General features: G+C 65.6%; 18 protein-coding genes and 1 pseudogene. 3 read left to right on the top strand and 16 right to left on the bottom strand.

Translation table 11 applies throughout. The features are described from left to right. Positions 1-17: 17 nt before the first annotated feature. Entirely contained in the window at positions 18-1,055 is a 1,038-nt protein-coding gene (locus V7Q53_RS05260; RefSeq protein WP_333827398.1) for a YcjF family protein, read from the bottom strand. A gap of 103 nt (positions 1,056-1,158) precedes the next feature. Next, positions 1,159-2,574 carry a YcjX family protein gene (locus V7Q53_RS05255; RefSeq protein ID WP_333827397.1) on the bottom strand — a complete coding sequence of 472 codons (1,416 nt, stop codon included), beginning with the start codon at positions 2,572-2,574 and terminating at the stop codon, positions 1,159-1,161. A gap of 207 nt (positions 2,575-2,781) precedes the next feature. Between V7Q53_RS05255 and V7Q53_RS05250 the strand changes: the two genes are divergently transcribed. From V7Q53_RS05250 to V7Q53_RS05240, 3 genes are all read left to right on the top strand, one after another. Beyond that, the gene (locus V7Q53_RS05250; protein WP_333827396.1) at positions 2,782-3,654 is read left to right on the top strand and encodes an SDR family NAD(P)-dependent oxidoreductase; all 873 of its coding nucleotides are present in this window, start codon (positions 2,782-2,784) and stop codon (positions 3,652-3,654) included. Positions 3,655-3,668: 14 nt separating this feature from the next. Further along, a complete protein-coding gene (gene truA, locus V7Q53_RS05245; protein ID WP_333827395.1) occupies positions 3,669-4,436 on the top strand; it encodes a tRNA pseudouridine(38-40) synthase TruA in 768 nt (255 codons plus the stop codon). Positions 4,437-4,638: 202 nt separating this feature from the next. Further along, on the top strand, positions 4,639-5,685 hold the full coding sequence (locus V7Q53_RS05240; protein WP_333827394.1) for a TRAP transporter substrate-binding protein: 1,047 nt from the start codon (positions 4,639-4,641) through the stop codon (positions 5,683-5,685). A gap of 292 nt (positions 5,686-5,977) precedes the next feature. Here V7Q53_RS05240 and V7Q53_RS05235 read toward each other — a convergent pair whose 3' ends face one another. From V7Q53_RS05235 to V7Q53_RS05170, 14 genes and pseudogenes are all read right to left on the bottom strand, one after another. Next, a complete protein-coding gene (locus V7Q53_RS05235; RefSeq protein WP_333827393.1) occupies positions 5,978-8,113 on the bottom strand; it encodes a 3'-5' exonuclease in 2,136 nt (711 codons plus the stop codon). Positions 8,114-8,204: 91 nt separating this feature from the next. Next, positions 8,205-8,582: pseudogene (locus tag V7Q53_RS05230) on the bottom strand (response regulator transcription factor); the annotation flags it as partial. After that, positions 8,583-9,107, bottom strand: coding sequence for a hypothetical protein (locus tag V7Q53_RS05225; RefSeq protein WP_333827392.1), 525 nt, complete (start codon positions 9,105-9,107; stop codon positions 8,583-8,585). It lies immediately after the preceding pseudogene. A gap of 41 nt (positions 9,108-9,148) precedes the next feature. Beyond that, complete coding sequence (locus V7Q53_RS05220) at positions 9,149-10,972, bottom strand: DUF294 nucleotidyltransferase-like domain-containing protein (protein WP_333827391.1); 1,824 nt, start codon at positions 10,970-10,972, stop codon at positions 9,149-9,151. Between the two features lie 73 nt (positions 10,973-11,045). Next, the gene (locus tag V7Q53_RS05215; RefSeq protein WP_333827390.1) at positions 11,046-12,815 is read right to left on the bottom strand and encodes a sodium:solute symporter family protein; all 1,770 of its coding nucleotides are present in this window, start codon (positions 12,813-12,815) and stop codon (positions 11,046-11,048) included. A gap of 16 nt (positions 12,816-12,831) precedes the next feature. Then, the gene (locus tag V7Q53_RS05210) at positions 12,832-13,089 is read right to left on the bottom strand and encodes a DUF4212 domain-containing protein (RefSeq protein WP_333827389.1); all 258 of its coding nucleotides are present in this window, start codon (positions 13,087-13,089) and stop codon (positions 12,832-12,834) included. 93 nt (positions 13,090-13,182) lie between these two features. Then, positions 13,183-13,863, bottom strand: a complete 681-nt coding sequence (locus V7Q53_RS05205) for an adenylate kinase (RefSeq protein ID WP_333827388.1) — start codon at positions 13,861-13,863, stop codon at positions 13,183-13,185. A gap of 16 nt (positions 13,864-13,879) precedes the next feature. After that, positions 13,880-15,841 (bottom strand): acetate--CoA ligase, encoded by a 1,962-nt coding sequence (gene acs, locus V7Q53_RS05200; RefSeq protein ID WP_333827386.1) that lies wholly within the window; start codon positions 15,839-15,841, stop codon positions 13,880-13,882. A gap of 428 nt (positions 15,842-16,269) precedes the next feature. Continuing rightward, positions 16,270-18,561 carry a glycosyl hydrolase family 28-related protein gene (locus tag V7Q53_RS05195; RefSeq protein WP_333827384.1) on the bottom strand — a complete coding sequence of 764 codons (2,292 nt, stop codon included), beginning with the start codon at positions 18,559-18,561 and terminating at the stop codon, positions 16,270-16,272. Positions 18,562-18,689: 128 nt separating this feature from the next. After that, on the bottom strand, positions 18,690-19,103 hold the full coding sequence (locus V7Q53_RS05190; RefSeq protein ID WP_333827382.1) for a DUF4864 domain-containing protein: 414 nt from the start codon (positions 19,101-19,103) through the stop codon (positions 18,690-18,692). 52 nt (positions 19,104-19,155) lie between these two features. Further along, complete coding sequence (locus tag V7Q53_RS05185; RefSeq protein WP_333827381.1) at positions 19,156-20,340, bottom strand: acyl-CoA dehydrogenase family protein; 1,185 nt, start codon at positions 20,338-20,340, stop codon at positions 19,156-19,158. Position 20,341: 1 nt separating this feature from the next. Beyond that, positions 20,342-20,971 (bottom strand): glutathione S-transferase family protein, encoded by a 630-nt coding sequence (locus tag V7Q53_RS05180; protein WP_333827380.1) that lies wholly within the window; start codon positions 20,969-20,971, stop codon positions 20,342-20,344. Continuing rightward, positions 20,968-22,911 carry an acetyl/propionyl/methylcrotonyl-CoA carboxylase subunit alpha gene (locus V7Q53_RS05175; protein ID WP_333827379.1) on the bottom strand — a complete coding sequence of 648 codons (1,944 nt, stop codon included), beginning with the start codon at positions 22,909-22,911 and terminating at the stop codon, positions 20,968-20,970. The genes V7Q53_RS05180 and V7Q53_RS05175 overlap by 4 nt, the downstream gene beginning before the upstream one ends. Then, a complete protein-coding gene (locus V7Q53_RS05170) occupies positions 22,908-24,515 on the bottom strand; it encodes an acyl-CoA carboxylase subunit beta (RefSeq protein WP_333827378.1) in 1,608 nt (535 codons plus the stop codon). Before V7Q53_RS05170 ends, V7Q53_RS05175 begins: the two co-directional genes overlap by 4 nt. Positions 24,516-24,655 lie beyond the last annotated feature (140 nt).

Below are 24,655 nucleotides of genomic sequence, written 5' to 3'. Positions count from 1 at the left end.
GCAACGCAAGCGCGGGTTCAGCCGCGCGCGAACGCCCCTTTCAGCGCCCGGCCCACCAGCGCACTCACCGCAGGCCTGCGGCCCATGCGGAAGGGAAGCGGGCGGCACAGCTCCGTCGCGCTGATCCCCACACGGGCGGTCAGCGCCCCGTTCACCACGCCCTCGCCAAAGCGACGCGAGACCTTTGACACCATCCCGCCCCCGGCCATTGAGCCGATCATGTCATCCCCCACCGCCACCACGCCGGTGGCCAGCAGATGCAGCACGACCGACTTTGCCAGCCGCCAGTTGCCGAAATAGCCGGCGCGCCCGCCGTAGATTTCGGCAATGGCGCGGATCATGCGCAGGTTTGTCAGCAGCGCCGCAGCGACATCGGCCAGCGCCATCGGCACCAATGCGGTGACCAGCGCCACCTGCCGCGCGGCGCGTTCAATCTCGGCCACGGCGCGCGCATCGCGGGCAATCAGGAAGTGGGTTTCGGCGGCATCAAGGACGGCATCGGCATCCAGATCTTCCTGCGCGGCGGCCCAGTCGCGCGCGCCGGTGCCGCCGTAGAGCGCGGCCAGATCACCGGCCAGCGCGCGCGCCGCCGCCAGATGCTCTGTCAGATCCGGTGCCAGACCCGGTGTGGCAAGAATGGCTTCGGCGCGGTCGCGCAGCCGGTCCAGCCTGCGCAGACGGCGATAGCCCATCACCTCCCCCAGTGCCGCGCCCAGCAGAAGCACCGCCAGAACCGCCAGCAGAACCAGCGCCAGCCAGCCGAGCGCGGGCACCCGTGCCAGCAGTGCCAGCGTGAAATCCCATGCCGCCAGCCCCAGAACCAGCGCCAGAAAACCCAGTGCCGCGCCCCAGAACGCTTTGGCGCGCGCACTGAAGCCGCCACCCAGCCGGGCAATCGCGCCCTGCATGGCGCGGCCCTGCGGAAATTCGTCCGGGTCAACGGGCGGCGCCGCGCCGACATCGGGGGCGGCGGTTTCATGGCCCAGTTCGATCAGGACGGGGCCGGACGGACGCGGGCGGGGACCGGGGTCGCCCGGTTGATCAGTCTCGCTCATGGCGCTGCCCTTTGTTGTCTGGCGCGCAGTGGAAGGGGGGCCAGCCCCCCGGCGCGTGCCGCGCCTCCCCCCGGGATATTTATGGACAGAAAATGCATCATGGTCAGGACAGCCTGTCGCCCAGAAGGAACTCCGCCGCGCGGTCCAGCCGGATATGCGGCAGGCCGTCGCCCGGGCGGCGGTCCAGCACCGGCGGGGCGAAATGCATCACGCCATAATCACCCTGCAACCAGCCCCCCGCCCCTTCGCGCGCCGGGCCCAGCAGGCGCGCGGGATCTTGCGGCAGCGCGCCCGCGTGGAAGGCCGCCTGCCGCCCGTCCTGCAGGGTGCCGCGCACCAGATCGAGCGGCGCGCCCTGATGCTGGTGGCGCTCTTCCACGGTTGCGCGCAGGGCGGCGATGGACAGGGCGGCGGTCTCAGCACCCGAAAAGCGCGCACGGTCGCGGGCCTCGCGCAGCATGGCCTCGGTCAGGGCGGTAAGCTGGGGGTGCTGGCTGTGATGCAGGTGGTCGGCCTTGGTGGCGGCGAAGAGGATTTTCTCCACCCGTTTGCCGCGCAGGATACCCGAAAGGAAGCTGTTCGCGCCCGGGCGGAAGGCCGCCAGCACCTCGGCCATCGCCGCGCGCTGCTCTTCCAGTGCGGCGGGGCCGCGGTGCACGGCCTCCAGCACGTCAAGCAACACGACCTGCCGGTCGATCCGCGCGAAATGGTTCTCGAAAAAGGGCCGCACGACCTGCCGCTTGTACCCTTCGAACCGGCGCTCCATCTGGGTCCAGAGGCTGGCGCGGCGCGGCGTTTCAGGGCGCGGCATGGGCGCGAAGGTCAGCACCGGCGAGCCCGCCAGATCGCCGGGCAACAGGAAACGGCCCGGCGTGCAATCCGACCAGCCCGCCGCCCTTCCTGCCGCAAGGCAGGCCGCAAATTCATCGGCCAGCGCGCGCGCCACCCCCTCGTCATGCGCCGCAGCGGGGTCAACCTGCCGGAGCGCGGCCAGAAAGCCCTGCGCCTGCGGGCGCGTGTTCAGCCGTTCCAGCGTAGCCTGAGACCATTGCGCAAAGCTTTTGCGCATCAGCGCCAGATCCAGCAGCCACTCGCCCGGATAATCGACGATATCCAGATGCATCCGCCTTGGCCCGGCCAGCGCCCCGAACAGCCCCGAGGGCGCCAGCCGGAATGACAGCCGCAGCTCCGACACCGCGCGTGTGCCCTCGGGCCAGCGGGGCTGCGCGGCGGTCAGTGCGGCAAGATGGGCCTCATAGTCAAAGCGCGGCAGCATCAGGTCCGGTTGCGGTTGCAGATACGCACCCAGAATACCGCCCGACTGCGCGGCGCGCAGCTGGGTCATGCGCCCGGTCTCCATCAGATTGGTCACGAGCGAGGTGATGAACACCGTCTTGCCCGCACGGCTGAGGCCGGTGACACCCAACCGCAGAACCGGCTCGAAGAAGGCTTCCGAGACGGTCGCCGACACGGCCTCGACCGTCTGTCCGATCCGGTCGGTAAAGGCCGTAAGCGCCATGGAACCTCCTGTTACTCAGGCACAGAGAATAAGCACGGCAGGAGGAGGATTAAAGCCGCTTCTGGCGCTTTGGCGGCGCTGAGGCAAAAGGCGCTTGAGGACCATGCTCAGGCAATCGCGCTCAGCGCGGTTTTTCCGGGCGCTTTTTGCCCGCGCGCATATGGTGGCGGGCTTGCCCAACCGGGGCGAAAGGGCATATTGAGCCGCATGCAACCGACATTCCTCAGCATCGGACATGGTTACAGCGCCGCCGCGGTCATCGAGGCGCTTGGCGCGGGGTGGCGCGTCTTTGCCACCACCCGCAGCCCTGAACGCGCTGCGGGTTTTGCGCGCGGGGGGGTGACCCCCGTGCTGTGGCACTCCGGCGGGCCAGAGGCGGCGCTGGCGGCTGCGGCGGCTGAGGCCACGCATCTGATCACCTCGGTCCCGCCAGGCGCGGGCGACCCGGTGCTGGCCGCCCTGCAGGGGATGGCGACGCCGCGTCTGCAATGGATCGGCTATCTCTCCGCCCCCAGCGTCTATGGCGATGCAGGCGGCGGCTGGGTTGACGAGAGCACGCCCCCGGCGCCGGGCTCGGAGCGCGGAAAAGGGCGCCTTGAGGCCGAAGAGGCCTGGCAGGCACTGGGCGCGGCGCGCGGCGTGACCGTGGCACGGCTGCGGATCGCCGGTATCTATGGCCCCGGACGCTCTTCCATCGAGGCACTGCGTGAGGGGCGGGCACATCGGCTGATCAAGCCGGGGCAGGTTTTCAACCGCATTCATGTCACCGATCTGGGGCGGATTGTGGCAGCAGCGGCACAGGCGCGGGCATCGGGTCCCTTCAACCTGTGCGATGGCGCGCCCTGCCCCCCGCAGGATGTTGTAAACCATGCGGCCGAACTGACCGGCATCGCGCCACCGCCCGAGGTGCCCTTTGATCCGCAAAAGCTCAGCCCGATGGCGCGCAGCTTCTATTCAGAGAACAAGCGCCTGCGCTCGGTCCGCGTTGGGCCTGAACTGGGTGTGACACTCCGTTATCCTGACTACCGCGCCGGTCTGGCCGCCATACTGGCCGCCGAAGCTGACGACTCCCCCCTTTAAGGTCACGCCTCCGCATGCCCCGCTACGCCTTTCGCATCGAATACCACGGCGCGCCGTTCTGCGGCTGGCAGCGCCAGCCCGGCCATGCCACGGTTCAGGCCGCGCTGGAAGTGGCGCTGGCCCGCCTTGACCCCGCGCAACCCACGGTCACGGCGGCCGGGCGCACCGATACCGGGGTTCATGCGACGGGTCAGGTTGCGCATACCGATCTGTCCCGCGACTGGGCGCCGGGGCGCCTGATTGAGGCGATCAACTTCCACCTGCGCCCCGCCCCGGTAGCCGTCACCGCCTGCGCGCTAGTCGCGGATGATTTCCACGCCCGCTTCAGCGCGATCGAGCGGCAGTATCTTTTCCGCCTCGTCAGCCGCCGCGCACCGCTGGTGCTGGAGGCCGGGCTTGTCTGGCAGGTGCGCAACCCGCTCACGCTTGAACCGATGCAGGAGGCCGCGCGCGCCCTGGTCGGGCGACATGATTTCACCACCTTCCGCGCCAGCCTCTGTCAGGCGAACTCACCCATAAAGACACTGGATGAGCTGAGCATCACGCAGGCCCCGCTTTCAGGCGGCACCGAGTTTCGCTTCACCCTCAGGGCGCGGTCGTTCCTGCACAATCAGGTCCGCTCAATGGTGGGAACGCTGGAACGCGTCGGCGCCGGGGCCTGGCCGCCGGAACGCGTCGGGCAGGCGCTTGCGGCCCGCGAGCGCGCGGCCTGCGGCCCGGTCAGCCCGCCGCAGGGCCTCTATCTGACCGGGGTGCGCTATCCGGAAGATCCCTTCGGCTGAACAGGCCAGACATGACATATTCTGCCCCATTCGCAAAAATTTCGTAACATTCGCCCTGCATCACTGCCCGGCCCGAGGAGGGGCAGGCCAAGGCCCGGCGGCAGCCGCTGTCCGAGCCGTCGCAGAAAGAACAACCGGCACCGGAGAGCGTGATACACTCCCGTCACCGGGTCGCATCTATGATCTTCAGGGAGGAAGAATCATGTTGAGAAGAGCATTCCTGACCGCTGGCCTCGCCGGCAGCGTGGCACTGGGCGCCTTGATGGCACCTCTGGGCGCACAGGCGCAGGACGTCACGCTACGCGTGCACCAGTTCCTCGGGCCTAACGGCACTGTACCGGCCGATTTCATCATTCCCTGGGCCGAAAAGGTCAGCGCAGAATCGGACGGGCGGATGAATGTCGAGGTGTATTCGGCCATGTCGCTGGGTGGCACCCCGGCCGCGCTCTATGATCAGGCGCGCGAAGGCGTGGTCGATATCATCTGGACGGTGGCAGGCTACACGCCGGGGCGCTTCCCCGTATCGGAAACCTTTGAGCTGCCCTTCATGATGGCCGATGCGGAAGCAACCTCGCGCGCGGCATGGCGGTTCTATGAGGAATACATGCAGGAAGAGACCGCCGATGTGCACATGCTGGCCGTGCATGTCCATGGTCCCGGCGTTTTCCACATGCGCGCCCCGGCGGTCGAACGGATCGAAGACCTGCAAGGGCGCACCGTGCGCGGCCCCACCCGCATCACCACCCGGCTTCTGGAAACGCTGGGCGCCACGGCGGTGGGCATGCCGGTGCCGCAGGTGCCCGAATCCCTGTCCCGCAACGTGATCGAGGGCGCGGTGATCCCCTGGGAGGTGACGCAGGTGCTGCGCGTGCCGGAGCTGGTGGATACCCATACCGAATTCGGCGGCGACCGGGGCCTCTATTCCACCTTCTTCTTCTTCGCGATGAACCGCGATTCCTACGAAGCGCTGCCCGATGACCTGCGCGCGGTGATCGACGCCAATTCCGGGATCGAGGCCTCGGCCTGGGCCGGGCGTATCCAGGAAGCAGGCGACGCCCCGGGCCGCGCAGCGGCGGTTGAACGTGGCAACACGATCATCACCATCGAGGGCGAGGAACTGACCCGCTGGCGCGACGCCGCACAATCGGTGCGCGACGGCTGGGCCGAAGAAATGGCGGGGCGCGGCATCGACGGCGCAGCCCTGATCGCCGCCGCCGAGGCGCTGATCGCAGAGGAAGAAAGCCGCTGATCTGACGCAGGCGCAGCACCCTCTCAGGGGCCGGGCAAAAACGCTGCCCGGCCCCTGAGGCAAAGCACGGCGCAAATCCCTGACAGGAAAAAGGGGGCGTTGCCCCCTCTGGGCCTGCGGCCCATTCACCCCCAGCGTATTTCCGGCAAGATGAATGGGGGACGCCCGGCCCTTGCTTCACCTGTTCAGAAATATCCCGGGGGAGTCGCCCGAAGGGCGGCGGGGGCAGCGCCCCCTTTTCTGAACCAAAAGGCTTCTGCGCCAGCAGGCAATCAGGTCACGAAGCGCGCTTTCAGCCCCTGGATGTGCCGATGGTCTCTACCGCGTTAATATCCTTCAGCAGCCGCCCGTGCCTGCGCACCTCAGCCAGCACCTCGCCAAAGGTGTTCAGCCCGCGCGCTTTCAGCATCGGCACCAGCTTGAGGAAGGCATCGGCCGTCGCGATCGTATCGCCGATGGCGGTGTGGCGGGCGTCTTCGGGGATGGTGATGCCCAGCCGCGTGGTCAGCGCATCGAGCGAATGTTCTTCCTGCTGCCCGAAGACGACCGCCGAAAGCAGCACCGTATCCAGCACAGGATGATCAAAACGCGCGCCGATGCCGGCCTCGTTGCGGCGCAGGAATTCCATGTCGAAAGGCGCGTTATGGGCCACCAGAACCGCGCCCCGCGCAAAGCGGTGGAACTGCGCGCCGACCGCGTCGATCCGTGGGGCGCCGCGCACCATGGAATCGGTGATGCCGTGCACATCGGTCGACAGCGGCGGAATCGGCCTGCCGGGATCGACCAGCGTATCGAAGACCTCGCTTTCAAGCCGCCTGCCGTTCACCAGCCGCACGGCCGCAATCTGCACGATGGCGTCGCTGGCGGGCGACAGGCCGGTGGTTTCGGTATCAAAGACCACATAGGTCAGGTCTTCCAGCCGCGCATCCGCGACGGCGGCATTGCGGGCCTTTGAGAGAAGGTCAAAATCATAGACCACCGCGCGCGCGATGGGCGAAGGGCGGCGCCCGGCGCGGCGCGCGGCGCGGATCGGCATGGCCAGCGCGCCCCGGCCCGGCCCGGCGGGTTCCGGCCAGGCCTCGGTCCCATGGGTCAGCAGCACCGCGCGCGCCGTCAGCTCGCCCGTATCGCGGCCCAGTTGCCCGGTCAGCCATGCGTCCAGCCGCCCCACCGGCAGCGCAGGCCCCGTCCATTCCAGCCGCAACAGCGCGCCCGGCCCGTCCTCTTCCATCAGCGCGATGTGGAAATCGCGGGCGCCGCTCTCATCCGCAAGGCGCCCGGCCAGCCAGCCCAGCAGCGCGACAATCTCGAACCCGTCGATCTGCACGATCAGTTCGGGCCCTTCGGCCACCGTCAGTTCCAGCCCCGCGGCACCGAACCGCGCTTTCAGGCTGTCCATCAGATCGGCGCTGCGGGTCTGTGCGAGCGGGCGCCAGTCGGTCTGGATGGCGTCATAGCGCGCGCCCAGATCAGTAATGGCCTGCGTCAGCGCCTGAACCTCGTCAAGCATCGCATCCGTCAGGTCAGGCTTGTCGGCGGGGTGATCCGGCAGTTCCGACAGCACGCCGATCACGGTCTGAAGGTTCGCCGCCGGGCGGCGTACGCGCTCGAATATCTCGGCCAGCAGCGCGTCGCGGCTGGTATGGGCGGCGATATCCTGCGTGACATCGCGCAGCGTCAGCACATAGCCCGGCGCGCCCCCCGCTTCGCGCCGCCGCAGCACCCGCATGCGCCCGGCAAAGATGCGCGCGCCATTGGCCGTGGCGCAAAGCAGGTCCGAGGCCATATCGGCATCCCCCGCTTCGGAAAGGCGCTGATAGGCGTGGCGCACCGGCCCTTCGCGCAGGTAATCCAGCAGATTGCGGTCCAGCCCCGGTGCCTGGCCTGAGCCCAGCAGATCGACCGCCTGCCCGTTGTAAAACACCAGCTGATGCTCGGCCGTGCACAACAGAACCGCCACCGGCACATCGGCCAGCAGCGTTTCCAGCCGCGCCTTTTCCGCCGCCAGCCGCGTGGTTTCGCGCGCCACCGACTCGGCCAGCGCGTTGCGGGTCTGCGCCAGCGAGCGCGTCACCTCCTGCGCCGCGGGGGCCAGATCGCCGAGATAGCGCGCGCCCTCGGCTTCGCGCGTCAGATCACGGTCGATCCAGGCATGGGTGCGCGCCCGGATCGCGCCTGCCAGCCGGTCGATGGCGCGGGCCACATTGGCGTCGAACAGATACCAGACCCAGACCACCAGCGCGGTGATCAGGAAGGCACCGATGATGGCGCCCTGCATCACCACGGGGCGCAGCCCCGCCAGCAGTGCCGGATCATCAACGCGCCGCACAGCGAACCACAGCCCAAGCCCCAGCGCCATCACCGCCCCCACCGCCAGCGCGGCAAAGAACAGCAGGATGCGCAGCCGCAGGCTGAGGCGTTCAGCCATGCCGGGCGGTCCCCGGCCCCGTGCTGCTGCCGGCGCCGTTTCCGGGCCCGGTGCCATTTCCGGTGTCAGGCTGCGCCTCGTGCGTGCCGGACAGGATGCGGCGGACCTCGGCGCGCAGGGCCTTCAGCTCGAACGGTTTGGAGATGAAGCCATCGGCCCCCATCGCCAGCCCCTTGCGCCGCTCCATTGCCGAACCGCGCGCGGTCATCATCAGAATCCTGACCCCGGCAAGTTCCGGGTCCATGCGCACATTCTGACAGATCTCATAGCCGGAAACCTCGGGCAGCATGACATCAAGCAGCACCAGATCGGGGCGCATCTTGCGGATCAGCTCAACCGCGCCCGCGCCGGTGGCGATGCGGTGTTGTTCATAGCCCTCGCGGGTCATCAGATAGTCAAGGGCGATGGCGATATTGTCCTCGTCCTCGACCACCAGTATCCGCTTGCGGTCTGGCGTGTCAGCGTTCATTCACCCCTCCCTCAATGCGCAGGCGCCCCGCAAGATGGGGTCATCGGCGGGCATCGGCACCCATTCCGCGCCCGAAAGCGTGCCGTCGGGCATCAGTTCCACCCCCTCGATCAGCGGCGCGAGCGCGGCTGCGTCACAATCGAACACGGCCATGAAAGCCGATTCCGGTATCCAGCGTTCCATCCGGACCACGCGCGCCTGCACCAGTTGTGGCTGATCGGGGTGGGTGCGTTCATGGCGGCGGTCCAGCGCGATGATCCGGTTCACCTGCGGCCAGAGATAGGTCCAGGGCCGGAACCACACGCTGTTATGGTTGCGCGACACCTCGACATAGGGAGAGCCCGGCATGATCGCGCGGCCCGCCCACGAATATTCCGACCAGACCGAATAGGCGAGCATCCCCAGCCCCACAGCCGCGGGAAACACCCATGACCCCATGCGCCGCCCGGTCATGCGGTTGGCGATGATCAGCACGCCCATCAGGGCGACACCCGAGGTCAGCGCAGCGATGAATTCCAAAATCATTCTGTATTCCTGTTAACGCGCTGTTTCACGGCAGCGCCGCCTTAACCGAGGGCGCCACGGCTGTGGCCGAGCGCCGATTGCATGGTACGCACCACCACGAAGGCGTCGCGCAGATGGCTGCGTTCGAAATCCGACAGATCCGAGGGCGCCAGAAAGTTGTCGGGCTTGCGCCCCGCGCGGACCAGTGCGGCCTGGTTTTCCAGCCGCAGACGGGCGATCAGGTCATAAGCCTCGGTCAGATCACGCGCTCCCGAAATCGAGATGACACCGGCATGTTCCGCCGCCTCAAGCCGCGCGCGGGTGTTGACCGGCGTCAGCTTGCCCTGAAGCGCATAGACCCGCGCCAGATCGGCCACCGGCACCACACCGTTCAGCTTCATGTCGATATGGTTCTTGTGCTCGCCCGAGCGGATGGTGGCAAAGCCGCGCAACAGGCCCAGCGGCGGCTGATGTTTGAGCGAATTGGCGATCATATGGGCCACGAAGATCGAATCCTTCGCCGCCGCCGCCAGCGTTTCGGCCTGCAGGTCACGGAACAGGGCGGGCGTGCCGCCGATCGGGCGCAGGTCGAACATGACCGAGGCCAGCATCTGCGCCTCAGGCACCGGCGCTTCGATCCAGCCACGGAAATAACGCCGCCAGACGCGCACCGGCTGACACCAGCGCGGGTTCGTCGCCATCATGTCGCCGGGGCAGTAATAGTAACCGGCGGTGTTCAGCCCGTCAGAAACATAGCGGGCGAAGCGGGCGAAATAGGCCAGATCATCGTCGGTGGCGCTGTCATCGAGGATCAGGCAGTTGTCCTGATCGGAAATGCCGGTCTGTTCCTGCCGCCCCTGACTGCCGCAGGCCAGCCACATCCATGGCACGGGCGCGGGGCCAAGTTCGGCCTCGGCCAGTTTCAGAAGCCGCCGGGTGACGGTATCGGCCACATCGGTGATCAGCCGCGTGACCACCTCATGGGCGTTGTTGGCCGCGACAAGCTGCATCAGCAGGCGCGGGATGCGGGCGGTGACGCCGGCCATTTCCTCGGGCGTTTCGCAGCTGGCGGCATCGCGCACCAGTTGCGCCGAGCTGACGGCCTGAAAGCGGGTCAGATCGGTCTGGGTGATGATGCCCTTGACCTGCCCGTCCTGAACCACCGGCAGATGGCCGATGCGGCATTCCAGCATGGTGTGCAGAATGTCGGAGCCAAGGGAATCCGGCGTCAGAACCAGCGGGTCGGCGGTCATCACCTCGGATACTTTCGTGTCCCCCGGCAACCCCTCGGCCAGCACCCGGGCTGTCAGATCGCGGGTGGTGAGGATACCGCGCAGCGCGCCATCCTCGGTCACCGCAAGGCTTGAGATATGCTTGTCGCGCATCAGCTTCGCGGCCTCGGTCACGCTGGCCCCGGGGCTGATGGTGACGGGGCTGCGCGCCATCAGTTCGCTGACCTTGACCGCGCTCAGATCCGAGCCGCGCGTTTCCGCCCCCCGGTTGCGGTTGAAGAACCGCGCGAAGGCAGGCGAGCCCTCGATCAGGCGGCGCAGTTCGGTCTCGGGCAGCATCAGGATCACGCTGTCCTCAGTCGTGCGGGCCGAGGTGACGGCGAGACCGTCGCGCAGCAGGCCACGCTCACCGAACGAATTGCGCGGCCCCAGAAGCGAGACCAGCTCGCCGTTGCGGTCGATCACCTCGACCGCGCCGCGCTTGATCAGGAACAGGCCGCGTATCGGCTCTCCGGCCTCATAGACGCCGGAACCGGCGGGATATTCCCTGCGGCTGAAGGAGGTGGCGACGCGCACCAGCTCGTCCTGCGGCAGGCTGTCATAGGGATGAACGCTTTCCAGAAAGGCCTTGACCGTCTCGGTCGGGATATCCATGAAACCAGCCCTCTTGCGAACCCCGTTGCTGGGGGTGAGGGGGGCGCAACCGCGCCCTCCCCCATTGTCAGTGTCAGTGCAGCTGAGCGCCCGCTGCGCCGCGCGGCACGCGGATCGACTCGACCAGCTCCTGAATTTCTGCAGGGGCCTCCTTGGTCATCGACAGCGTGATATAGGCCGCAGCAAAGTTCAGGACCGCGCCTACCGTGCCGAAGCTGAGCGGCGAGATACCGAACAGCCAGTTGTCGGCGGTGTTGGGCAGCATGTTGGTGCCCGGGATGAAGAACCAGCCCAGATAGGTGAAGATATACAACACCGTCGTGCCAAGCCCCACCAGCATCCCCACGATAGCGCCGGTCGAGTTCATGCGCTTCGAGAAGATCCCCATCATGATCGCCGGGAACAGCGAGGATGCAGCCAGACCAAAGGCCAGCGCCACCACCTGCGCGGCAAATCCCGGCGGGTTGAGGCCCAGATACGTCGCCAGCACAATGGCAAAGCCCATCGAGATCCGCGCCGCCAGCAACTCCCCTTTTTCCGAGATGCCCGGATTGAACACCGACTTGATCAGGTCATGACTGACCGCTGACGAGATGGCCAGTAGCAGACCCGCCGCCGTGGACAATGCAGCCGCCAGACCACCTGCGGCGATCAGTGCGATCACCCAGCCCGGAAGCTGTGCGATTTCCGGGTTCGCCAGCACCAGAATGTCCTGGTTGAAGGTGACGATCTCGTTGCCGGCCCAGCCCCGCTCTTCGGCGATTGCCGCAAATTCGGGGGTGGCGTTGTAGTACTGGATCAGGCCGTCGTTGTTCACGTCGTCAAAGCGCAGAAGGCCCGTCTGCTCCCAGTTATGCATCCACTGCGGCCGGTCGTCATACGCGATCGGAGCCTCAGCGGTGCCGTTGGGATAGATCGTGGTGATGATGTTCAGGCGCGCCATGGCACCCACAGCCGGAGCCACGGTGTAGAGCAGCGCAATGAACACCAGCGCCCAGCCAGCCGAGGCGCGGGCATCGGACACTTTCGGCACGGTGAAGAAGCGGATGATGACATGCGGCAGGCCCGCGGTGCCGATCATCAGCGACATGGTGAAGAGCACCATGTTCAGGGTCGAACCATGGTTGCCCGTATAGTCACGGAAACCCAGCTCGGTCAGCACCTGATCCAGACGCGCCAGAAGCGGCATGCCGGATTCGGTATGGGTGCTGAACAGCCCCATCTGCGGCAGGAACTGGCCGGTCAGTTGCAGCGAGATGAAGACCGCCGGAATAGTATAGGCGATGATCAGCACGATATACTGCGCGACCTGCGTATAGGTGATGCCCTTCATGCCGCCCAGAACCGCATAGCAGAAAACCACTGCTGACGCGATATAGAGCCCGGTCGAGGATTCGACCTCAAGAAAGCGCGAGAAGGCAACGCCTGCGCCGGTCATCTGGCCGATCACATAGGTGATCGACATCACCAGAAGCGCGATCACGGCAACGATCCGCGCGGTCTGGCTGTAGAAGCGGTCGCCGATGAAATCGGGCACGGTGAAGCGGCCGAACTTGCGCAGATAGGGTGCAAGCAGCAGCGCCAGCAGCACATAGCCGCCGGTCCAGCCCATGAGGTAGGTGGAGTTGCCATAGCCGACAAAGGCAATCAGACCAGCCATCGAGATGAACGAGGCCGCCGACATCCAGTCAGCCGCCGTCGCCATGCCGTTGAGAACCGGGTGAACGCCCCGGTTGGCGGCGTAGAACTCCGCCGTCGAACCGGCACGCGCCCAGATCGCGATGCCGATGTAGAGCGCGAAGGTCGCGCCCACCACCAGCAGGTTGAGGGTAAATTGATCCATCTGTCCCCGCGTCCTCTTATTGTTCGTCGACGCTGAACTCGCGGTCGAGGCGGTTCATGCGTGCGGCGTAGAAGAAAATCAGAACAATGAAGGTCAGGATCGAGCCTTGCTGGGCGAACCAGAAGCCAAGATCAGTTCCTCCGATGGGAATGCCCGAAAGAAGCGGGCGAAAAATGATGCCGAAACCGAACGAGACGAGTGCCCAGATCACCATGCAGATGGTGATGATCCGAACATTCGCCGCCCAGTAGGCGCTGGCGGATTTGTCAGACATGTGTATCCTCCCGGATTGCCTCCTGCTGGCACCCCAAAGGGGATGCCTGCTTCTTGGTACGGTCGTCCCGTGTGCAAGACGGGACGGCCGCTTTCAGGCTGTCACCTGTTTCACGATGGCGCCAAGATCATCCGCGATGGCAGCGATGGGGCCCATCCCGTCCACCGTCTTCAGAACGTCGCGCCCGGCGTAATAGGCGATCAGCGGTGCCGTCTGTTCGTGATAGGCCTTCAGTCTGGCCCCGACAGTTTCGGCATTGTCGTCGGCGCGGCGGTTGAACGCCGTGCCGCCACATTTGTCGCAAACCCCCTCCTCAAGGGGTTGCTTGAACGCGTCATGGTAGCCTTCGCCACAGCCCGCGCAGGTGTAACGGCCCGACACGCGCTGAATCATCGCCGCGTCATCGACCTCCATCGAGACGGCGGCGCCAATGGCAAGGTCCTGCTCAGCGAGCAGCGCATCCAGCGCCTCGGCCTGGCCGGGTGTGCGCGGAAATCCGTCCAGAATGACGCCGCGCGCGGTGTCGGGCTCGGCCATCCGGTCTTTCAGGATGGCAAGCACAATCTCGTCCGAAACCAGCCCCCCGGCCTCCATCACCGCCTTGGCGGCCATTCCGGCAGGGGTGCCCGCAGCGACAGCGGCGCGCAGCAGGTCGCCGGTTGAAAGCTGGACCATGCCAAAGCTTTCCTCCAGCTTGCGCGCCTGTGTGCCCTTGCCCGCGCCCGGCGGGCCCAGCAGGATCAGAACGGCGGGGCGGGTGGTTGTTTCCGACATCCGGTCATCCATCCGATCAACCCCGGTGCATGCGGTTTTCGATCAGGTCTTCCACCACCGACGGGTCAGCCAGTGTCGAGGTATCGCCCAGCGCGCCGTAATCATTCTCGGCGATCTTGCGCAGGATGCGGCGCATGATCTTGCCCGAGCGGGTTTTCGGCAGGCCCGGCGCCCACTGGATCAGGTCAGGGCTGGCAATGGGGCCAATCTCGGTGCGGACCCATTTCACCAGCTCCTTGCGCAGCTCGTCCGAGGGCTCCACCCCGTTCATCAGCGTGACATAGGCATAGATGCCCTGCCCCTTCACGGCATGCGGGTAGCCCACCACGGCGGCCTCGGCGACAACCTCATGGGCCACGAGCGCCGATTCCACCTCGGCAGTGCCCATCCGGTGGCCTGAGACGTTGATCACGTCATCTACCCGCCCGGTGATCCAGTAATACCCATCCGCATCCCGGCGGCAGCCGTCGCCCGAGAAGTAGTAGCCCTTGTATTGCTGGAAATAGGTTTCCTGAAAGCGCTCATGATCGCGCCAGACGGTGCGCATCTGGCCCGGCCAGCTGTCGGCGATGCACAACACCCCCTCGGCCTCGGTGCTGTCGATCAGCTTGCCGCTTTCGGGCTCCAGAATAACGGGTTTGACACCGAAGAAGGGCTTGGAGGCGCTGCCGGGCTTGGCCGCGATGGCGCCGGGCAAAGGCGTGATCAGATGGCCGCCGGTCTCGGTCTGCCACCATGTATCGACGATCGGGCATCTGCCCTTGCCGACATGCTCGTTATACCAGGTCCAGGCCTCGGGGTTGATCGGCTCGCCGACCGTGCCCAGCAGGCGCAGGCTGGACAGATCATATTTCTGCACCGGCTCAGGGCCAAAGGCCATCAACGCGCGGATGGCGGTGGGGGCGGTATAGAACTGGTTGACCTTGTGCTTCTCGCAGACCGCCCAGAAGCGCCCGGCATCCGGCCAGGTCGGCACCCCTTCAAACATCAGCGTCGTCGCGCCATTGGCCAGCGGGCCATAGACGATATAGCTGTGGCCGGTTACCCAGCCTACGTCAGCGGTGCACCAGAACACATCGCCATCATGGTAATCAAACGTGTACTGATGCGTCATCGCCGCATAGACCAGATAACCGCCCGAGGTATGCACCACGCCCTTGGGCCGCCCGGTAGAGCCTGAGGTGTAAAGGATGAACAGCGGGTCTTCGGCGCCCACTTCGGTATAGGGGCAATAGGCGTTCGCCTCGGCCATCTCGGCCTTAAGGTCGATATCGCGGCCATCGACCCAGGTGGTCTGGTCGCCGGTGTGCTTGACGACAAAGCACTTCACCTTGTCGGAACAGTCGAACAGCGCCTTGTCGGTGTTGGATTTCAGCTTGGTACGCTTGCCGCCGCGCGGGGCGGTATCGGCGGTGATGACGGCCTTGGCCTCGCTGTCATTGATCCGGTTGGCCAGTGCATCGGGCGAGAAGCCGCCAAAGACCACCGAATGCACCGCGCCGATCCGCGCGCAAGCCAGCATCGCATAGGCGGCTTCGGGGATCATCGGCAAATACAGCACCACCCGGTCACCCTTGCCGATGCCGTGCTCTTTCAGCACATTGGCCATGCGGCTGGTCTGCTCCAGCAGTTCCTTGTAGCTGATGTGGCGCGCGGGCTCATTGGGGTCATCAGGCTCAAAGATGATCGCGGTCTGATCGCCGCGCGTCACCACATGGCGGTCGATGCAGTTGGCCGAGACATTCAGCGTGCCGTCCTCGAACCATTTGATATCGACTTTGCCGAAATCAAAGCTGGTGTTCTTTACCGTGGTATAGGGCTTAATCCAGTCGATCCGCTTGCCATGAGCACGCCAGAAACCGTCAGGGTCACTGATCGATTCCGCATACAGCTTTTCATAACCCGCCGCATCGACATGCGCCCTCGCGATGAATTCCGCCGATGCGCTGTAAAGCTGGGAATTGGCCTGATCGGACATGACTGCTCCTCCTGTCGTGCGGCGCGCAGGAAGAACGCTGCCAAACGGCGCATTCCCGCGTCACCCTCCTCCATCCTGCGGCGAGTGTAACGCATTCGTCAATTTTTTGGTAACTCTTTTTTTACAAAGGATTTTTTTGTAAATGTTTTTCGCTACACTGCCGCATTTTGTAAATATCGTGACAATGCGGATGAATACTCCATGCTTTTCAGACCCATGCCGATCACGGAACCGTCAAGTCTGCTGACGCTGCGTCACATCCGCCGCGCAGGCACCAGAAATATTCAGCACGGCTTGCCCGCGACAGTCTGGCGCAGAGGGGCCGGCCCTGCCCCAGACATCCCGCCCACAGAGGTGATTCGCCCCGCGGAACGCACAGGGCCGGCGCATCGCGCCGGCCCTGCCGCGTCACCCTTGCTGCCGCCCGGTCACAGCGGGTTATCCACCCTGATCGTCATCACCACCCGCCCCCGGGTGGCACTGGGCCAGGTCAGCCTGACCTGATCACGGTTGGTGCCCTGCTGGATGTTGGCATAGGGCATGCCGGTGCGCACCTCGTTGCCCGGCCCGTTCGGCGCACCCTCCATGACGAAGGATTGAACCGTGCGCGCCCAGCCCTGAAACGGCAGCCGGTTGCCGGTCGAGATGGTCCAGTTGCTGGAGGCCGTGTTCTGATCATGGCGCTGCACCAGCGGACTTTCGGCGGTGTTGGTGATGCCGTTGTAGGCGTTATTCTCCCAGATCACATTGCGGAACCGCGCGAAATCCAGCGCGGCATGGGTTGTATCAACCCCCTCCGCCCGCTCGATGCCACCATTGATGGTGCGAAAGACATTGCCGCTGACCTGCAGGCCCTGCAGGAAATGGCCCGGACCATAGGGCTTGACCACGAAGAACCGGAACCCTGTGCCGACGTTGGAACACAGAAAGAAGTTCCCCGTCACCGTCAGCCCGCCGAACGAGAACTGCCCGCTCCACGCCGGATTGGCGGTATGCTCGTTGGTCAGCTCGATGAAGCAGTTGTCCACATAATTGCCGGTCACCGTGCTCAGCAGGTTAACGCGGGTAAAGACCAGCCCGGCGGTGCGTGGGGCGTTCTGCTCGCTGTCGCCCTGAAAGAAGTGGTTGCCCATGATCAGGTTGCCCGTTCCGCCCAGCACGGCGAAATGCGCAAAGCGCACCACGCGGTTGTTGCGCAGCTTAACATCGTTTGCATTGGCGTTGATCGCAATCGAGCTGCGGTTCTGGGCGGGCAGCGCCATCTCGCTCGACAGGAACTGGCAGTTGTCCACCAGCATCCCCTGACAACCGCCGCCGGTTGAGGTGATGGCCTTGTCGCGCGGGCTGTTGAACGTGCAGGAGGTGGCGGTAAAGATCGCGCCCTCGGTGGGCAAGCTGATGGTGCTTGCCGCACCCTTGCACAGGAATTCGATCTGATCGACCTCGAAGCGCTGCAGCGTGGCAAAGCCGGACAGGTCAAGCACATGCTGGAACTTGGTGAAGGTATAGCTCTGGGTGCCTGATCCGCCATGCAACGGCTGGCTCAGGGTCAGCGTGCCCGCCGAGACGTTCCTGGAGCGCACATAAACTTCGCGCCCCACGCCGGTGCCCGACACCCGCGCGCCCGGGGGCACATTGGCGATATTGGTGACATTGCTCAGCCGGGTTGCCTGACCGGTGCTGTAGCTTGCCTGCGATGTCACCACCTGCGTGTTCCAGGCCGGACCTGTCACCACATCAATCTGGCCATTGCAGATCTGGCGACGCTGCGCATAGGCCGTCAGACCTGACAGCGCTGAAACATCGACTGGCGCGTTGATCTGAACCCGCCGCCCGCGCAGATCAAAGCTGGCATGCTCGGTGAAATGGAACAACGCCTGTACGCCCTTGCGAAAGCCCAGATCGTCGTCGCCAAAGGCTGCCGCATAGGTCGGAAAGTCATACGATTTCGTCAGTTGCAACCGACTGGATTCAGCCATCACCAGCCGCCCCTGAAACCGCACCGGCACCTCGATCGTCAGGGTCGCGCCGATAAAGAACACGCCCTCAGGCACCAGCAGCGAACACCCTTTCTGCGCGGCTTCATTTGCCGCGGCCACAAAAGCCGGGCGGTCATCGCGCGCCCCGTCGCCCACCGCGCCATGGTCGCGCACATCCACCCAGTCCATCATGTCGCGCAGGTAAAACGCGGTCACATCCTCGATCTGAAGATCGTCGATGCGCACAACACCGCCATTGGGCCCGGTCAGGTCCAGCCCCAGATAACCATACGCCACCCCGGCCCAGTTCATGTTCACCCCGCCACGCGGCCCGGTGCCGATGATGGCGCTGATGGTGAACACCTTGCCGAACTGGTCCAGCGCGACACTCGGCCCCTGCGTGGTGACACCCGCCACCGCCCCGCCGCCGCTGTTCGCTGCGAAACCGGCGATGCGCACGGCAGGCAGCGCCCCGCTCAGAACCTTGATCCGCGCCGTTACCCGCACATACAACCCCGGCAGCACCGGCACCTGCCCCATCCAGCGCAGCCGTTGCGTGGCATCGTTCTTGATCAGCTCCAGACAGCCGCCAAAGTCGGGATCGGAGGGCACGAAAGCGGCGTTGGCCGCCCCGGCATAGGTCGGCGAGCCGGGCGTGCCATTGCCGCTGGACCAGACATCAAGCCCGTCCTCGAAAGGTGGCGGCATCAGGATCAAGCCCTCGGTGACTGCCTTGTTCATGAAAGACCCCTGTCTATGAAACTTCTGAAAGCGCAGCAGAGTAACCGGGCAACTGCCGGTCCTGCGCAGGCCACAAGAGGTATCAACCAAGGGTTAAAAGGGTTTGGCGGCAGCGTTCGCAGGCCCGGTCAGACACCTGCACCCGCTGCGGGAATCAGCCGCACGCCGTTGATCACAAAGCCCGGGCCGCTTTGCAGCATCTGGTATTCCAGCAGATGCAACCGCCCCTCAGCATCCGAAACCATCACCCGTTGCAGCACAAATCCGCCCACCTCACGGCGCCCGAGAAAGCGCAGCGATTGCGGGCGGTGCACCATCGGATATCCCTGCTGCACCATCTGACCGAAGCGCTCAGACGTCCGGAACAGGCGGCGAAGCGCGGGGCTGGCAAGGGCAAAGGCGGCCTCCATGTCATCGGCCTGAAAGGCGGTGATCTGCTCACTGATCACCCCTTCAATCAGCGCGCCGTCCTGCGCCTGGGAAACCGGCGCGGCCAGCAATAAGAGACCTGACAACAGCAAGACAGACACGGTACGCGGCATTGCATCCTCCCCGTTCTCTATCCTCCTGATACGCTGGTGCTGCGCCGTCAGATCAGGTCAGCCGCAACCCCCTGCTGCGAAACAGTTCTTCGGCAATGATCAGCCGCCGCACCTCGCTGGTGCCCCCCCCGATCGAGGCAATCTTGGCATTGCGGTAATGGCGGTTCACCTCGGTCTCCCAGATAAAACCGCTGCCGCCATGAATCTGCACCGCCTTGTCGGTGACCGAGGCGATCATCTCGGCCCCGAACAGCACCGTCGCGGCGCACAGCTTATGGATCTCGCCGCGCCCGCCCTCGCCACGCGCCATCGCATCGCAAGCCGCCAGAGCGCGATAGGCAAGTGTCCGTGCCGCCTCGATTTCCGTATACATATCCGCTAGTTGCGCCTGTATCATCTGAAACGAACCAATCGGGCGACCGAACTGCTTGCGCGTGGCGGCATAGTCCAGCGACAGATCAAGGCACCGCTGCGCCGTACCGATATAAGGCAGGCCCAGAAACGCCCGCTCGATATCCAGCCCGCTCATGACGATCCCCACGCCGCCATTCTCGGCACCCAGAAGGTTGCGCGCGGGCACGCGCACGTCGTCAAACACCAGCTCGCCCGTCGGGCAGCCGCGCCAGCCCATCTTGCGCAACACCTGCGCCACCGTGAACCCCGGCGTGTCGGTATCGACAATGAACGCCGATATCCCCTTGGCACCACGCTCAGGCGCGGTCTTGGCATAGGTCAGCACCACATCGGCCACCGGCCCGTTCGAGATGAACATCTTGCGCCCGTTGAGCACATAGTCATCCCCGTCGCGCACCGCCTTTAGCGCCATCGAGCCCAGCGCGTCCGAACCCGCGCCGGGTTCAGTCAGCGCCAGCGCACCCACCTTCCGCCCCGCACACAGATCGGGGACATAACGCGCGATCTGCTCGTCGCTGCCGTTGCGCAGAATGTTATTCAGGCACAGGTTTTCATGCGGGCCCCAGATGAAGCTGGCGTTCAGGTTCCAGTAACCGAACGCCTCCGCCACCAGTCCTGCCGCCATCAGGTCCATCCCCGCCCCGCCCTGTTCCGGCGGTGCGGTCAGGCCGCAATAGCCATCCGCCCCCAGCCTGGCGATCAGATGGTCCGGATACCAGTCGTCGTCATCCATCCGCGCCAGCAGCGGATGCAGCTCGGCCTCGCCGTAGCGAAAGGCCGCATCGTAAATGGCGCGCTGGTCCTCGGTCAGGTCAAACTGCATGTCACACTCCGGGCAAGGGGGAGCCATGGGCATTGGCCCGCCCGAACGCCGGGCGCGCCTTCAGCCGTTCCAGATAAGCGGCGGTCTGCGGCTTGTAATGTTGCGCAAGGCCGATCACCTCGCCCAGATACAGCGCATAGCCCACCGCGATATCGGCCACGGTGAAGCGGTCGTCACACAGCCAGTCATGCCCCTCGACACGCGCATTCACCAACTTCAGGCGCGCCAGAAACCAGTGGGTGTAATCCTCCACCACCTTCGGCTGGCGGCGCTCCTTCGACTCAAACCGACCATAGCGCAGCACCAGCGTCTGTGGAAAAGTCAGCGTCGCATCCGAATGGTAAAGCCAGTTCAGGAAACCGCCGTATTCCGGATGGTCCGGGGCAATCGCCAGCGCCCCGTCGCCGTAGCGTTGTCCCAGATAGTGACAGATCGCGCTCGATTCCGTCATCCGCGTCTCGCCATCGACCAGCAAGGGCACGGTGCCGAGAGGGTTCTTCTCAACATAGGACGGATCGGCAAGGCGCGGCGGAAACTTCAACAGATGAAGGGTATGGGGCAGCCCCAGTTCCTCCAGCGCCCAAAGCGCCCTGAGCGAGCGCGAATCCTTGCAATGCCACAGTTCGATCATTTCCCATCCCCCTCAATTTCCAGCAAAACCTGCCGCGCCTTGACCTGACTGCCCGTAGTGACCGAGACCACATCCACCCGGCCCGACAGGCCTGCGCGCAACGGATGCTCCATTTTCATCGCCTCCAGCACCGCCAGCACCTGCCCCTTTTCCACCGCATCACCGGGCGCGACAGCAACCGAAATCACCGTCCCCGCCATTGGCGCCCGCAATACCCCGTCACCTCGGGTATCTGCGGCCTCCGCCGGCGCGTGGGTGACATCGCGCAGGGCGAAGCCCTCCAGATGCAGTACATCGCCCTCAAAGGCCCAGATCAGCCGCCCCGCCTGCCCGTCGCTGAGATACCGGCACAGACCCGGCTCAAGCGTGACAGCCTCCAGAACCCCGCCCTCATAATCAAGCGCCAACCCCGCTGCGCCGCGCCGGAAGCTCACACCAACCTCATGCACCACTGCCCCCTCCGCCAGCCTGAACCGGACCCTAGGGCGCGAGCCATTGCCCCAGCCGAAACGCGGGTGGGCCGGGTCACTCGCCCCACCCCGCCGCGCGGCAAACACCAGTGCGGCCAGCGCCAGCACCGCCGCCCCGGGCACCGCAGGCGCCAGGCTCGCATCGCCCGCAAACTCGCGCTCAAGAAAGGCCGTGGTCGCCTCTCCCCGCGCGAAACGCTCATCGCGCAACAGGTTGATCAGGAACGCCTTGTTTGTGCGCAGCCCCAGAACCCCGGTCTCTTCCAACCCCCTGATCAGCCGCCGCCGCGCGGTGTCACGGTCAGGGCCATGGGCGATCAGCTTGGCCAGCAACGGGTCGTAATCAGCGCTGACCTCCTGCCCCTCGGCCAGCCCATGATCCACCCGCAAACCGGGCGCAGGCCGCCAGCGCAGCAGCCGCCCGGCCTGTGGCAGGAACCCCTGCGCCGGGTCTTCGGCATAAAGCCGCACCTCGATGGCATGACCTTCCAGCGCAATCTCTTCCTGCCGCCAGGGCAAAGCCTCGCCCCGCGCCACCCTGATCTGCCATTCAACCAGATCAATCCCCGTCACCGCCTCGGTGACCGGATGCTCCACCTGAAGGCGCGTGTTCATCTCCAGAAAATGAAATGCGCCCCCCTCCAGCAAAAACTCGACCGTTCCCGCCCCGACATAGCGGCAGGCACGCGCCGCCTGCACCGCCGCCGCCCCCATGGCCGCGCGCAGCTCGGCATCCACGGCGGGCGAGGGTGCTTCCTCCACCACCTTCTGATGACGCCGCTGCACCGAGCAATCGCGCTCCCCCAGATGCACGACATTCCCCTGCCCATCAGCCAGTACCTGAATCTCCACATGGCGCGGCGCCTTCAGCGCGCGCTCAAGTATCAGTGTGCCGTCGCCAAAGGCCTTTTCGGCCTCGGACCGCGCGCGCGCCAGCGCCTCCGCCAGCGCACCCGCCTCGCGCACCAGCCGCATCCCCTTGCCGCCGCCGCCCATCGCGGCCTTGACCATGAGGGGAAAGCCAAGCCGCGCGCCTTCCGCCAACAGCACGGCATCCGACTGGTCCCGCCCGGCATAGCCCGGCAGGCAAGGCACCCCGGCCCGCGCCATCGCCTGCTTTGCTTCGGCCTTTGATCCCATCAGCGCAATCGCCTCCGGGCCGGGGCCGATGAACACCAGCCCCGCCTCCTGACAAGCCCGCGCAAAACCCGCGTTTTCCGACAGGAACCCATAGCCCGGATGCACCGCTCCCGCGCCCATGCGCTTCGCCGCCGCAATGATCCGCGCGCCCTCCAGATAGGCCCGCGCCGGGCCGATCTGCACCGCCGCGTCCGCCGCCAACACATGGGGCGCGCCCGCGTCCGGGTCCGTAAACACCGCCACCGTGCGATACCCCATCGCCCGCGCCGTGCGGATGATCCGGCAGGCAATCTCACCCCGGTTGGCAATCAGGATCGTATCAAAACTCATAGCCGCGCCACCCCGAATGTATTGCCTCGCAACGCCCGCGGCTCACCCTCGCGGCAGATATCCAGCACCATCGCCAGCACATCGCGCGTGTCGCGCGGGTCGATGATGCCGTCATCCTCCAGCCGGGCCGAGGACATCAGTGCCGTGGTCTGCGCCTCCAGCATCTGCGCGGTGCCCGCCTCCAGCGCCTCCAGCTTCGCCTCATCCACCGCACCGGCGGCGCGCATCTTGGCCTCGGAGACAATGCGCATCACCTTCCCCGCCTGCGCACCGCCCATCACCGAGGTGCGGCTGTTCGGCCAGGCAAAGATGAACCGCGGATCGAACCCGCGCCCACACATCGCATAGTTCCCGGCGCCATAAGACCCGCCCACCACGATGGAAATCTTCGGCACCCGCGCATTCGCCACCGCCTGAATCATCTTGGAGCCATGCTTGATGATCCCGGCGCGCTCGGGCTCGGTGCCGACCAGAAAACCGGTGGTGTTGTGCAGAAACAGGATCGGCACGCCCCCCTGATCACACAACTGAATGAACTGCCCCGCCTTGGCCGCGCCCTCGGCGGTGATCGGGCCATTATTGCCGATCACGGCGCAGGCCATCCCCTCAACCTTCATATGCCCGCAAACGGTTTGCGCGTCATACTCAGGCTTGAAGGCCAGAAACGCCGACCCATCCGCCAGCCGCGCGATGATCTCATGGCAATCATAGGGCTGGCGGGGGTCCACCGGCACAATACCCATCAGATCATCGCGCGGGTAAAGCGGCGGCGCAAAATCGCGCACCAGCGCGGGCGGGACGGCATCACGCCAGGGCAGCGCGGCCATCACCTCGCGCGCCAGCCGGATCCCGTCGGCATCATCCTCCGCCAGATAATCCCCGGTCCCGGCCACCGCACAATGCATCTCTGCCCCGCCCAGTTCCTCGTCGGTGGCCACCTCCCCGGTCGCGGCCTTCAGAAGCGGCGGGCCGGCGAGATACATCGTCGCCTGCCCCCGCACCATGATCACGTAATCCGACAGGCCCGGCTGATACGCGCCCCCCGCCGTGGCCGAGCCATGCACCACCGTGATCTGCGGAATCCCCAGCGCCGACAGCCGCGCCTGATTGGCAAAGCCCCGCCCGCCGGGAATGAACACCTCATGCGCATAGCTCAGATTCGCGCCCCCGGACTGGCTGAGCGAGACCAGCGGCAAGCGGTTTTCCCGCGCAACCTCCTGCAACCGCAGCTTCTTGGCCAGCCCGTCGGGCGTTACCGTGCCACCCTTGACGGCGAAGTTATCCACCACCACCACGCAGCGCACCCCGCTCACCCAGCCAATCCCGGCAATCGCCCCCGCCCCCGCCCCGGTGCCGTCCTTGTCGCCATAGCGCATGTATCCGGCCAGAGCGCACAGCTCCAGAAAAGGCGCGCCCGGGTCCAGCAACAGCGCCAGCCGCTCGCGTGGCAACAACATCTTGCGCCTGGCATACCGTTCGCGCTGCGCCTCGGCCGCCGCCTCCACCTGCGCCTCGACGGCGCGAAAACCGGCCACCGCCTCGGCCATCCGCGCCGCATTCTCCGCGAACTCCCCTGCCTCGATCCGGCTGCTCAAAACGCCCATAGCCGCCCCCTCACCTGTTCACAAATATCCCGGGGGGAGGCGCCGCAGGCGACGGGGGGCTGGCCCCCCTCCCACGCCACCACCCCACAAGCAGTCACAAATACAAAAAAAACGCAACCCACCAAAATACACGTGAAGAA

It is taken from the genome of Pararhodobacter sp. (genome assembly GCF_036802785.1).
GTDB lineage: Bacteria > Pseudomonadota > Alphaproteobacteria > Rhodobacterales > Rhodobacteraceae > Pararhodobacter.
Note: the sequence above shows the minus strand (reverse complement) of the source record. Positions and strands in the feature narration are given on the sequence as shown.